The sequence below is a fragment of the Caballeronia sp. LZ019 genome, from assembly GCF_031450825.1.
Taxonomy (GTDB): domain Bacteria; phylum Pseudomonadota; class Gammaproteobacteria; order Burkholderiales; family Burkholderiaceae; genus Caballeronia.
On record NZ_JARTVZ010000001.1, the window covers coordinates 306,781 to 318,809 of the forward strand.

Annotated in this window: 11 protein-coding genes; 10 read left to right on the top strand and 1 reads right to left on the bottom strand. The window is 63.1% G+C overall.

All coding sequences use genetic code 11. The features are described 5' to 3' along the window. Window positions 1-72: 72 nt before the first annotated feature. Window positions 73-1,539 carry a glycine betaine/L-proline transporter ProP gene (gene proP, locus P9255_RS01330; RefSeq protein ID WP_309789060.1) on the bottom strand — a complete coding sequence of 489 codons (1,467 nt, stop codon included), beginning with the start codon at window positions 1,537-1,539 and terminating at the stop codon, window positions 73-75. Window positions 1,540-2,056: 517 nt separating this feature from the next. Between proP and P9255_RS01335 the strand changes: the two genes are divergently transcribed. The 10 genes from P9255_RS01335 to P9255_RS01380 all read left to right on the top strand — a co-directional run bounded on the left by P9255_RS01335 (window position 2,057) and on the right by P9255_RS01380 (window position 11,993). Further along, window positions 2,057-3,289: an urea ABC transporter substrate-binding protein gene (locus tag P9255_RS01335; protein ID WP_309789061.1), complete on the top strand. Its 1,233-nt coding sequence runs from the start codon at window positions 2,057-2,059 to the stop codon at window positions 3,287-3,289. A gap of 65 nt (window positions 3,290-3,354) precedes the next feature. Then, window positions 3,355-4,224 carry an ABC transporter permease subunit gene (locus P9255_RS01340; RefSeq protein ID WP_309768493.1) on the top strand — a complete coding sequence of 290 codons (870 nt, stop codon included), beginning with the start codon at window positions 3,355-3,357 and terminating at the stop codon, window positions 4,222-4,224. Window positions 4,225-4,233: 9 nt separating this feature from the next. Beyond that, a complete protein-coding gene (locus P9255_RS01345) occupies window positions 4,234-5,316 on the top strand; it encodes an ABC transporter permease subunit (protein WP_309768494.1) in 1,083 nt (360 codons plus the stop codon). Beyond that, a complete protein-coding gene (locus tag P9255_RS01350; protein ID WP_309768495.1) occupies window positions 5,313-6,023 on the top strand; it encodes an ABC transporter ATP-binding protein in 711 nt (236 codons plus the stop codon). The genes P9255_RS01345 and P9255_RS01350 overlap by 4 nt, the downstream gene beginning before the upstream one ends. Further along, complete coding sequence (locus P9255_RS01355; RefSeq protein WP_309768496.1) at window positions 6,020-6,727, top strand: ABC transporter ATP-binding protein; 708 nt, start codon at window positions 6,020-6,022, stop codon at window positions 6,725-6,727. Before P9255_RS01350 ends, P9255_RS01355 begins: the two co-directional genes overlap by 4 nt. A gap of 13 nt (window positions 6,728-6,740) precedes the next feature. Beyond that, entirely contained in the window at window positions 6,741-7,727 is a 987-nt protein-coding gene (locus tag P9255_RS01360; RefSeq protein WP_014252311.1) for an acetamidase/formamidase family protein, read from the top strand. 81 nt (window positions 7,728-7,808) lie between these two features. After that, window positions 7,809-8,963, top strand: coding sequence for a transporter substrate-binding domain-containing protein (locus tag P9255_RS01365; RefSeq protein WP_309789062.1), 1,155 nt, complete (start codon window positions 7,809-7,811; stop codon window positions 8,961-8,963). 1 nt (window position 8,964) lies between these two features. Continuing rightward, window positions 8,965-9,615 (top strand): ANTAR domain-containing protein, encoded by a 651-nt coding sequence (locus P9255_RS01370; protein WP_309768498.1) that lies wholly within the window; start codon window positions 8,965-8,967, stop codon window positions 9,613-9,615. Between the two features lie 42 nt (window positions 9,616-9,657). After that, window positions 9,658-10,422: an SDR family NAD(P)-dependent oxidoreductase gene (locus P9255_RS01375; RefSeq protein WP_309768499.1), complete on the top strand. Its 765-nt coding sequence runs from the start codon at window positions 9,658-9,660 to the stop codon at window positions 10,420-10,422. A 29-nt stretch (window positions 10,423-10,451) separates the two neighbouring features. Then, window positions 10,452-11,993 carry an amidase gene (locus P9255_RS01380; protein ID WP_309768500.1) on the top strand — a complete coding sequence of 514 codons (1,542 nt, stop codon included), beginning with the start codon at window positions 10,452-10,454 and terminating at the stop codon, window positions 11,991-11,993. Window positions 11,994-12,029: the final 36 nt, after the last annotated feature.

Consider the following 12,029-nt stretch of genomic DNA (forward strand, 5'->3'; position numbering starts at 1 on the left):
GCTGTGGCGCCGAAGGTCCGCCGGACGAACGCGCCGGCGGACGGTCGTAGCATGACGCGCTGAGCCTCGCCCTCAGGCACGCTTCTTTTGAGGAACGATCTCGCGTTTGACCGCAGGCACGACCTTCAGTTTGTCGTGCGTCATTGCAAGCGCCTCGGCGCGCGTCGCGACGCACGGTCCGGAGCCGAGCAACGGCGCGCCCGCCGTCTCGCGCATGGCGAACACGGACACGAGGCCGATGACGGACGCTCCCATCAGGTAGTAAGCGGGAATCATCGGATTGCCGGTCTGCTCGACGAGCCACGCGGTGACGAGGGGCGTCGTTCCCCCGAAAAGCGATACCGAAACGTTGAAGCCGATCGCCAGCGCGCCATAACGAATCCGCGTGGGGAACAATGCGGGCAGCGACGACGGCATCACGCCAGTGAAGGTGGAGAGCAGTGCGCCGAGCATGAAAAGCCCGGCGAACACCGGCCATGCCGCGCCCGTCCGGATGAGCAGCAGTGCGGGAATGGACAACAGAAAGAGTCCGATGCAGCCGCACATCATCACGGGCCTGCGGCCGATGCGATCGGACAGATGACCGGCCCAGAGCGTCATCGGGATCATCAGCACCATGACGATCAGCACCAGGAAGAGGCTATGTGTCTCGTCGAAGTGCAGCGTTGCCGACAGGAAACTCGGCAGATACGACAGCGCCATGTAGTCGGTGACGTTGAAGATCAGTACGAGGCCGACGCACTGGATCATCGGCCGGAATTGCTGCCTGAGCAGGGCGCGCAGCGAGAGCTTAGGACGCGCTCGTTCGTGCGCCTCGCGAATCTCGGCTTCTTTCTTGAAGACGGGAGTTTCCTCGAGCCTCATGCGAATGTAGAGGCCGATGAGTCCGAGCGGCCCGGCGATAAGAAACGGTACGCGCCAGCCCCACGATAGAAGCGCTTCGTGCGAAAGGCTCGTGGTCAGCAGCGCGACGGTGCCTGCGCCGAAAACGTATCCGACGAGGGTTCCGACTTCGAGAAAGCTGCCCGCGAATCCGCGCCGCCTGTCCGTCGCGAATTCGGCAATGAAGGTCGCTGCGCCGCCATATTCTCCGCCGGCCGAGAAGCCTTGTACCAGGCGCGCAATCAGCAGCAAGACGGGCGCCAGCATGCCGATCGAATCATGGCCCGGAATGAGACCGATGCAGAAGGTGCTTGCGGCCATCATGATCATCGTCATCGCGAGCACGCGCTGCCGGCCGATCTTGTCGCCGAGCGGACCGAATACCGCGCCGCCGATTGGCCTCACGAGGAACGCTGCCGCGAACGTGCCGAAGGTCGCGATCAGTTGCGCCGACGGGCTGCTGGACGGAAAGAACACGCGGCCGAGAACCACCGCGATATAGCTATAGACACCGAAGTCGAACCACTCCATCGCGTTGCCTAGGGCCATCGCGCCGACGGCGCGCTTCAGCAACGCGCGGTTGACAACGGTGATCGCGCCCAGCGTAACGGTTGACGATGCTCTGGTTCCGGCATTCTGCTCGTGCAAAGGACTCAATCGTCTCACTCCTGATTCGATGCGAGGCGCGCTTGATCGAGCGCGCAGGCAGGAAGCAGCCGATGAGGCGCGTCGCCCTCGGCATTGTTGGGTTGTTAGCTGGAGTTTGCGGATCGCGAGGCATAGGCGTCGTCGCTAACGCGCCTGGATAACGACAAAATGCGACACGCGATGTGTTTCTCGCCGAGCCTTCAGGCTTCGGCAGGGTCGTGCGAATCGGGGCGCGGCTTGTGTGAGTATGTGTGCGCGTGATCGAGGCCGTTCCTCGCGCTGGCCGGACATCGATAGCCGGGTGACGCCGCGGGAACCCTGCCGTTCTGCGGTCCTGCCTATTTTTGATTGCCGTTGACAACTAAAAATTTGACGCATTAGACTTGGCCTCATCCCTCGCGGCCCGACAAAGATGTCCGCCCGAGGACCCGGCACAGAAGCCCCCTGACGAACCGACGGTTCGTCAGGGGGCTTTTTTTTGTCCGCGTTTTTCCCCTGTTCTAGCGCTCATTTATGGAGAACCCGCATGTTGATGAAGCCGTCGGGCTGGATGCGTCTCGCCTTTACCGCAGGACTTGCCCTCACATCGCTTGCATCGAGCGCCGCCGATCCGGTAAAGATCGGCCTGCTGGAAGATGCCTCGGGAAACTTCGCACTGGCGACCATCCCGAAGATTCACGCCACGCAGCTCGCAGTCAATGAGATCAACGCGAAGGGCGGCATCCTCGGACGTCCGGTCTCGCTGATTGCCTACGACACGCAGTCCGACAACACCAAGTTCCAGGAACTCGCGCGGCGTCTGGTTCAGACCGACAAGCCCGATGTGATCTTCGGGGCGTTCTCCAGCGCATCGCGCGAGGCGATACGGCCCATCATGGATCGCGCGCATCAGCTCTACTGGTACGACAACCAGTACGAAGGCGGCGTGTGCGACACCAACACCTTCGTCACGGGCGCCGTCCCCGAGCAGCAATTCTCGACCCTCATTCCCTGGATGATGCAGAAGTACGGCAAGAAGGTGTACACCATTGCCGCCGACTACAACTTCGGGCAGATCTCGGCTGAATGGGTGCGCAATATCGTCAAGGAGAACGGCGGCACGATGGTCGGCGAGGAATTCATTCCGCTGTCCGTATCGCAGTTCGGGCAGACGATCCAGAACATCCAGAAGGCGAAGCCCGACTTCGTCGTGACGCTGCTGGTCGGCGCGAATCAGGCGTCGTACTACGAACAGCAGGCTTCATCGCATCTGAATCTGCCGATGGCAAGCTCGGTGAACGTCGGTCAGGCGTATGAACACAAGCGCTTCAAACCGCCTGCGCTGAAGGACATGTACGTCACAGCGAACTACGTGGAGGAAGTCGATTCGCCCGCCAGCAACGACTTCAAGAAGCGCTTCCACGCGAAGTTCCCGAATGAGCCGTACATCAATCAGGAAGCCGCGAACGCTTACGACGCCATCTATCTCTACAAGGCCGCCGTCGAAAAAGCGAAGACGACGAATCAGGAAGCAGTGCGCAAGGCGCTTGAAACCGGCATCTGCACAGAAGGCGCGCAAGGCAAGGTCTGCATCGATCCGAAAAGCCATCATGCGAGCCATACCATCTATCTGGTGCGCGTGAAGGACGATCACTCCGTCGAGATCCCGAAGGTCTGGGAAAACGTGCAGCCGTACTGGCTCGGCAAGGTGGGCTGCGATCTGCCCAACAAGCCGGATCATCGTCAGTACACGCCGTCGAACCTGCCCAAGAAGTCCTGATCCGGGCGGACGCGCGCGCGCCGAACACGGCGAACGCGCGTTCGCCTTCTGAACGTGGAGCATGCATGGCCACCTTTTCGGTTCTCTATTCGCTCGTCTATCAGTTCGGCGACAGCTTCGCCTATCTGGTCCTTGCGGCGCTCGGTCTCGCGGTGATCTTCGGCATGATGGGCGTCATCAATCTCGCGCATGGCGAGTTCATCATGTGCGGCGCGTATGTGACGATCCTCGCGGCCAAGCGCGGCGTGCCGCTTCCTCTTGCGATGCTGCTCGGCGCGCTTGCGGCGGCGATCGCGGGCGTGGTCATCGAGCGGCTCGTCATTCGTCACCTGTACGATCGCTTGTTCGATTCGGTCGTGGCGACGTGGGCAATCAGCCTCATCGTGCAGCAGACGATGCTGCTCGTCGCCGGTCCTTCGATAGAAGGCATCGGCACGCCGTTCGGATCGTTCTCGCTCGGCGATTATTCGTTCTCCACATATCGTGCGCTGCTGCCGGCTATCGCGCTCGCCATCCTCTTCGGCCTCTATCTGCTGTTCTTCAAGACGAATTACGGCGTCTGCGCCCGCGCCACGATTCAGAACGCCAACATCGCGCAATGTCTCGGCCTGCGCACGGACCGGCTCTATACGCTGACGTTCGCGCTCGGCGCGGGGCTCGCCGGGCTGACCGGCGCGCTCTATGCGCCGACCATGACCGCGGTGCCGACGATGGGCAGCAACTTCATCGTGCAGGCGTTCGTGTCGGTAGTGGTCGGTGGTGCGAACGTGATTGCGGGAACCACGCCCGCAGCCGCGGTGCTCGCCGTCATCCAGACCGCGCTCACGGCGTCGTATGGTCAGCTGTTCGGGCAGATCGGCTTGCTCGTGACGGTCATCGTCGTGATCCGGCTGATGCCGCAAGGTCTCGGCAATCTCTTTTCCCGCTCGCGCTAGGAGGCCGACGTGAAGCAAACGAAAGTGCCTTCGGGGCTGGCCCCGGCCGGCGCCACGACACGCGCGCTGCAGTACGCCCCCTGGCTCGTGGCCCTCGTTCTGCCGCTCATCGTGGACGCCACCACGAGCGGCAACCTCGCGTACTGCCTGTTGTGGGCGTTCGGTGCGGTCGGCCTCGCCGCGATGTGGGGCTACGGCGGCATCCTGTCCTTCGGGCAGACCGCCTTCTTCGGCCTGGCGGGTTACAGCTACGGCATCTTCACGCTCAATTACGGCGATGCGTGGTTCGACTCATGGCTGGGTCTCGGCGCGGGGCTGGCGGTGAGCGTCGTCGTCGCGGCGCTGATCGGCTACATGATTTTCTATGGCCGCATCAAGGGCGTGTTCATCGGCATCGTCACGCTCTCGGTGACGCTCGTGCTCGAAACCTTCATGTCGCAGACGGCCGGTCCGCAATGGGCGATCGGCGAAGCGCGGCTGAACGGCTACAACGGCATGGGCGGCATGCCGCCGCTGACGATTCCCTGGCCCGGCGGGCCGCTTACGCTGGAAAACGCGAGCTTCTACTACCTCGTGCTGATCCTGCTGCTCGTCGTCTATGTCGCGATACGCAGGCTGCTCGACGGCACGTTCGGACTCACGCTTATCGCCATTCGCGAGAATCCGCAGCGCGCGGAGATGCTGGGCGTCGACATCCGCCGCCATCAGCTTCTCGTCTTCGTGCTCGGGTGCACGCTCGGCGGATTGTCGGGCGCGCTGTACACGATCTGGGGTTCCTACATCACGCCATCGACGATGGGCCTCACCTCCGCCGCGATGCCGGTCATCTGGGTCGCGACCTCGGGGCGAAAGAGCATCGGCGGGACCATCGTCGGCACGGCACTGCTCGTGTGGCTCTCGCAGAACCTCGCGGTGTACGGCAGCCAGTACGCGCTCATTCTGCTCGGCGCGATCCTGCTGATCGTCGTGCTGGCAGCGCCGGAAGGTCTGCTGCCGTTCGTCACGCGGCATCTGCGGCGTCTGTATCGCCGCGCGGGCCACGATACGGGCCGCGGCGGTGCATGTCTCAAACGAGAGGAGGGCAAGTCATGACCACGCTGCTGGAAACGCGCGGACTCAAGAAGCACTTCGGCGGCGCCCACGTCATCAACGGCATCGACTTCAGTATCGATGCAGGCGAGATTCGCTGCGTGATCGGGCCCAACGGTGCGGGCAAGAGCACGTTCTTCAAGCTCATCACCGGAGAGCATCGGCCGTCGGAAGGCAGCGTGATGTTTCTCGGCCAGGACATGAGCCATGTGCTGCCGCATGAACGCATCCGCATGGGCATGAGCATCAAGTTTCAGATTCCGGGCGTGTTTCCCGATCTGACCGTGCGCCAGCATCTGCAGTTGTCGCTGCATCGTGCGAAAGACGATCGGCCTGAAAGTCTCGACGAGCTGTTGCAACGCTTCATGCTGGAGAACGAGGAACACGTGCTCGCGCGCAACCTGTCACACGGCAAGAAGCAATGGCTCGAGATCGCGATGGCCGTGTCGCTGCGTCCGAAGCTGCTGTTTCTCGATGAACCCGTGGCGGGCATGTCCGTCGAGGAAACGCACGCGACCGGCGAGCTCATCAAGCGTCTTTCGGCGGCCGGTCTCACGATGATGGTCGTCGAGCACGACATGACCTTCGTCAAGCAGATCGCCTCGCGCGTGACGGTTCTGCACGGCGGAAGCCTGCTTGCCGACGGTCCGCTCGACGACATCCTCGCACGCGACGATGTCGCGGAAGTCTATTTGGGGAAGAAGAAATGAGCGCGTTGCTTCAGGTGTCGGGCGTGGAAGCGGGGTACGGCGGCGGGCGCGTGCTCAACGGCGTGTCGTTCGGTGTCGGACGCGGCGAAGTGCTGGCGCTGATCGGACGCAACGGCGTCGGCAAGACGACGCTGATGCGCGCGTTGATCGGTCTGATCGGCCTCGATGCGGGCAGCATCGAACTCGATGGCGAATCCATCGGCCACGATAAGCCTTATGCCCGCGCGCAGAAAGGCATGGGCTACGTGCCGCAGGGCCGCGAAGTCTTCGGGGCGCTGACGGTCGCCGAGAACCTGCAGGTCGGCGCACAGGCGAATCGCGCGCAGGCGGCGCGAATGAAGGACACAGTGGTCGGGTACTTCCCGATTCTGAAGAAGCGCTATCAGCAGAAAGCGGGAACCATGAGCGGCGGCGAACAGCAACAGCTTGCGATCGCGCGGGCGCTCATCAGCTCGCCGAAGGTGATCCTGCTCGACGAGCCGTCCGAAGGCATCCAGCCATCCATCGTCGATCTGATCGGTGAAACGCTTCAGCAGATCGCGCGCGAAACAGGGATCGGCGTGGTGCTGGTCGAGCAGGACATGGGCATGGTCGAGCGCATCGCGACACGCTGCTGCGTGATGGACAAGGGACGGATCGTCGAGACACTGAGTCCCGCGCAACTCGCGGACGAACAACTGATTCGCCAGTATCTGGCACTGTGACGGAGAGCGAAACATGAAATGGCTTGAGGACTCGATCATGATGAAGCGTGGCGTCGGCGCTGATCGTGAACCGGTGGAACACCACCTGACCGAGGAGATGCAAAAGACCTATCACTACACCATCGGGCCGTACTCGCAGCCGGTGCTGCACGTGAAGCCCGGCGATCGCGTCGTGGTCGAAACACGCGATGCGTTCGAAGGCAAGATCAAGGAGGAGACGGACAAGCCGTCCGAAGTGCTGCAGGTGCCGTTCCTCAATCCGCAGAACGGGCCGATCATGATCGAAGGCGCGGAAAAGGGCGATGTGGTCGCCGTGTACATCGAAAAGATGGCGCCGCGCGGTGACGATCCCCACGGCTTCTGCTGCATGATCCCGAACTTCGGCGGACTGACCGGCACGGACTACACCGCGTTGCTGAACGAGCCGCTTCCGGAAGTGGTGCGCAAGATAAAGATCGACGAAGAGAACGTGTACTGGAGCAAGCGCAACACGCTGCCGTACAAGCCGCATATCGGCACGCTGAGTCTTTCGCCCGAGATCGATTCGATCAACTCGCTCACGCCCGACAATCACGGCGGCAACATGGACGTGCCCGACATGGGGCCCGGCAGCATCACGTATCTGCCGGTGCGCTCGCCGGGCGGACGGCTTTTCATCGGCGATGCCCACGCCTGTCAGGGCGACGGCGAAGTCTGCGGCACGGCGGTCGAATATCAGAGCACGACGACCGTACGCGTCGACCTCATCAAGAAGTGGCAGATCGACTGGCCGCGCCTCGAGAACGAGGATGCGCTGATGAGCATCGGCAGCGCCCGGCCGCTGGAAGACGCGACGCGCATCGCCTATCGCGAACTCGTGCTCTGGATGGCCGCGGAGTACGGTTTCGACAAGTGGGACGCGTACATGATGCTGAGCCAGGTCGGCAAGGTTCGACTCGGCAATTTTGTCGATCCAAAATACACGGTGGGCGCGATGGTCGCCAAGCACTATTTGAAGTAACGGGTCAGGCCGAAGCATCCCAGGCAGTAGCTGCAACGCGCGGAGCGTCCGTTCCGCGCGCATTCCAGAGCGTGTGACGAAATGGCTTTGTCCGATCCCATCCGAGTGGGCCTGCTGTGCTCGACGAGCGGCTCGACCGCGTTGCTCGAGCAGTCTCAATGGCGCGGTGCGCGCCTCGCCGTCGAAGAGATCAATGCGCGCGGCGGCATTGGCGGGCGCGAACTCGTCGCCCTTCACTACGATCCCGCGTCCGACCCGGCTGCGTTCCGCGAACTCGCGGAGCGGCTGATCGTCAAGGACGGCGTCAACACCATCTTCGGCGGCTACACGTTGACCAGCCGCAAGGCGATGTTGCCCGTCGTCGAAAAGCACAACCGGCTTCTGATCTACGCGCAGATGTACGAGGGTTTCGAGTACTCGGACAACATCATCTACAGCGGGGCGTCGCCGAATCAGAACGGCGTGCAACTCGCGGACTTCATGACCGAGACTTTCGGCGCGCGCGTGTACTTCGTCGGTTCGAGTTACGTCTATCCGTACGAATGCAACCGCACCATGCAGGAGCTGCTGCTACAGCATCCGGAAGGCGCGATTCTCGGCGAACGCTATCTGTCGCTCGACGCCACGCGCGAGCAGTTCGAACAGGTCGTCGCGGACATCCGCCGCAAGTCGCCTGACTGGATTTTCAGCACGGTCATCGGTGCGACGGTGCCTTATCTTTACGATGCCTACGCGCACGCGGACTTCGATCCGTCGCGCATGCCGATCGGCAGCCTCAATACATCGGAGACCGAAATTCACGCGATGCAGCCCGGCATCGCGGCAGGGCACTACACGGCGGCGCCTTATTTTCAGAGCGTCGACACGGAAGAGAATCGCCGCGCGGTGGCGCATCACCAGTCGCGCTACGGCTCCGACACCCCGACGGACGTGAACTGGGAAGCCGCGTACTATCAGATGCACATGTTCGCGGAAGCGTGCGCGCGGGCAGGGTCCGACGAGATCGACGTCATCATGCCGCATCTGCTCGGCTCGGAATATGCCGCGCCGCAGGGCAGGGTACGCATCGATCCGGTCAATCATCACATGGCGCTCTTTCCGCGCATCGGCCGCGCCAATGCCGACGGCCAGTTCACCATCCTGCGCGAATCGAAGTTCGCTGTCGGCCCCGATCCATACATGACGCATCAGACGCTCGGGGACTGGGTCACGAAGTTGAGCACGCGAGAGTACTGACGTGAGCGCGCGAATGGACAGAAGCCAGCGAAGCCTGACCGGTTCGATTCTCGAGCGCAATGCGCGCGTCGTCGTGTTTCATCCGGACGACGATGACGGGCTGACGCTTACGAACCATCTCCGGCGCATGGGTTTTCAGGTCGAGCGGTGCTGGCCGCCCACGGACACGCTGCCCGAGAAGACGGATCTGGTGTTTCGCGCGTTGCTCCCGGAAGAGCGCGCGCCGAAAGGCGAGTGGGGCGGGCCGGATGCGCCGCCTGTCATCTGCGTGGTGGCGTATGAGAATCCGACCTTCATCGATCAGGCGATCAAGATGGGATCGGACGGCATCGTCACGACGCCGATCCGTGCCTCCGGCCTGCTGTCCACCGTCGTGATCGCGCTGCATCACGCGAAGCGCGCGCGTCAGTATGCGCAACGGATCGCGAAGCTCGAACAGAAACTGCTCGACAGCCGGCATCTGCAGGAAGCCAAGAACATCTTGATGACCATGCATCGCGTGAGCGAACGCGAGGCTTACGACATGCTGCGCGCGCAGGCGATGGAAAAGCGCGTGACCATCGACGACATCTGCCATTCCGTCATTCAGGCGGGGGAAGTACTGCAGATTGCGCGCGGCATGGCGTCGGAGGACGGGCGCGAGCGGGAATGAGCGCCGTCGTAGCGTCATTTCATCGACAAAGGAGCGACGAAGATGGACCTGCAACTGAAGGGCTTGAAAGCGATCGTGACCGGCGGAACCAAAGGCATCGGTCTCGCGATCGCACGCACGCTTGCTTCCGAGGGCGCTGAAGTCGCTATCTGCGCACGTGATCAGGCGAGCGTCGAAGCGACTGCGAATGCGCTGACCGAACTGAGCGGCGCGCGCGCGTCGGGGGCGGCCGTCGATGTCTCGGATGGCGACGCGCTGAAGGCGTGGGTCGGGCGCGTCGGTTCGGAGTGGGGCGGGCTGGACATCGTCGTGGCCAACGTGAGCGCGCTTGCCATCGGCAACGACATCGAATCGTGGCGCAAGGAGTTCGAAACCGATCTGCTCGGCACCGTCAATCTCGTGGATGCCGCCATGCCCTATCTCACGGCGAGCCAGGCGGCATCGATCGTCGCCATCTCGAGCGTGTCGGGCCGCGAGATCGACTTCGCGGCCGGGCCATATGGCGTCTTCAAGGCCGCGCTCGTGCATTACATGCAGGGGCTCGCGAATCAACTGGCGTCGAAGGGAATTCGCGCGAACACGGTATCGCCGGGCAACGTGTACTTCGAAGGCGGCGTGTGGGACTGGATCGAGCACAACGATCCGGCGCTTTTCGAACGGGCGCTGGCGCTGAACCCGACCGGCCGCATGGCCAGGCCGCAGGAGATCGCCAATGCGGTCGCATTCGTCGCGAGTCCGGCGGCGAGCTTCGTGAGCGGCGCGAACATCGTCGTCGACGGTGCGCTCACGCGCGGCGTTCAGCTCTGAAGAACGAATCAACTCAACGGGGGCATCGAATGGATACACGCAGTGCGATCGACATCGATCTCGGCAATCTCACGGTCGAGGCCGTGCAGGAAGGCTTCCGGAGCGGCAGTTTCACGGCGGAACAACTGGCGCGCGCCTGCTTCGACCGGATCGAGCGCTATAACGGCGCTTACAACGCGCTGATCTTTCTGAATCCGGCGGCAATCGACGATGCCCGCAGGATCGACGAACGGCGCGCTGCCGGCGAAGCGCTGGGGCCGCTCGCGGGCGTGCCTGTCGTCATCAAGGACCCGATGGACATGGTCGGCTTTCCGACCACGGCGGGATGGTCGAAGCTCTACAGCAAGACGGGCGGCATCGATCTGATGCCCGAGCGCGATGCGCCGGTCGTCGCGCGCATGCGGCGCGCGGGCGCGATCCTGCTCGGCAAGACGAACGTTCCGATCCTGAGCCACACGGGCTCTCATGCGAACGATAGCTGGGCCGGCCCCACCATCAATGTCGCGAAGCCCGACCGCGTGCCGGGCGGCAGCAGCGCGGGAACGGCGTCGGCGGTGGCGTCGGGCATGGCGGTGCTCGGGCTCGCCGAAGAGACCGGCGGATCGATACAGAACCCCGCATCGGCGCAAGACCTCGTGGGCATCAAGCCGACTATCGGGCTCGTGCCGAATGCGGGCGTCGTGCCGTTGTCCAGCAATCGCGATGTAGTCGGGCCGATCGCCCGCAACGTGCGGGATGCCGCACTCTGTCTCGACGTGCTCGCCGGCTACACGGGCGAAGATCCGAAAACGCTCGCGAGCATCGGCCGGCAACCGGATGGCGGCTATGCGGCCGCGCTGGACCGCAACGCGCTGCGGGGCAAACGCATCGGTCTGTACGGTCCCGGATGGCGCACGCAGCCGCTTTCCGACGAAGCCGCGAGGCTGTATGAGCGCGTGAAGGGTGAGTTGGTATCGCTCGGCGCGACGCTGATCGACGATCCGTTCCAGGGCTCGGGCTTCGCCGAATTGCGCAAGCCGACTGCGCCGCTTCACAATTTCGATGCGCGCGGTCTCGAGTCCATTCCCTACGACTTGCAGAAATACCTGGAGCGGCTCGGCAAGAGCGCCGCTATCAAGAGCTTCGCGGAATTCGCGGAGGCCACGCGGGACGAAGACCCGTTCGCACCGGACGGCGTGCTGAAATACATGCACAGCCTCGCGGATTTCAAGGCCGCACTCGCCAATCCGTCGCTGCCGCCCGAGATGCCCGAATTCGTCGAACTGAAGGCGCGCTATTTGCGCATCTTCGACAAAGTGTTCGACGAGCAAAGACTCGACGCCCTCGTCTTCCCACAAATGCGATGCGAGCTTCCGCCGCTGCACGGGACCGACATCATTCAGGAGACGACGGTGGGGGAGATCAACATCGCGGGTCTGCCGGGCATCGCCGTGCCGGCGGGGTATTACGAGTCGGGTGCGCCGTTCGGGCTTATCTTCGTAGGTCGCCAGTGGGATGAAGCGGCGCTGCTAGGGCTCGCCTTCGCGTATGAACAGGGCGCGGGCAGGCGAAAGGCGCCGGTGCTCGGATGATGCTCCTTGCGTTAGGAATCCGGCGCTCCTGAATTC

What these genes read in the sequence shown, in the direction of transcription:
- P9255_RS01360 (WP_014252311.1), top strand. Translation starts at nt 6,741, where the DNA reads ATGAAATGGCTTGAGGACTCGATCATGATGAAGCGTGGCGTCGGCGCT.
- P9255_RS01355 (WP_309768496.1), top strand. Translation starts at nt 6,020, where the DNA reads ATGAGCGCGTTGCTTCAGGTGTCGGGCGTGGAAGCGGGGTACGGCGGC.
- P9255_RS01350 (WP_309768495.1), top strand. Translation starts at nt 5,313, where the DNA reads ATGACCACGCTGCTGGAAACGCGCGGACTCAAGAAGCACTTCGGCGGC.
- P9255_RS01380 (WP_309768500.1), top strand. Translation starts at nt 10,452, where the DNA reads ATGGATACACGCAGTGCGATCGACATCGATCTCGGCAATCTCACGGTC.
- P9255_RS01335 (WP_309789061.1), top strand. Translation starts at nt 2,057, where the DNA reads ATGTTGATGAAGCCGTCGGGCTGGATGCGTCTCGCCTTTACCGCAGGA.
- P9255_RS01375 (WP_309768499.1), top strand. Translation starts at nt 9,658, where the DNA reads ATGGACCTGCAACTGAAGGGCTTGAAAGCGATCGTGACCGGCGGAACC.
- P9255_RS01365 (WP_309789062.1), top strand. Translation starts at nt 7,809, where the DNA reads ATGGCTTTGTCCGATCCCATCCGAGTGGGCCTGCTGTGCTCGACGAGC.
- P9255_RS01340 (WP_309768493.1), top strand. Translation starts at nt 3,355, where the DNA reads ATGGCCACCTTTTCGGTTCTCTATTCGCTCGTCTATCAGTTCGGCGAC.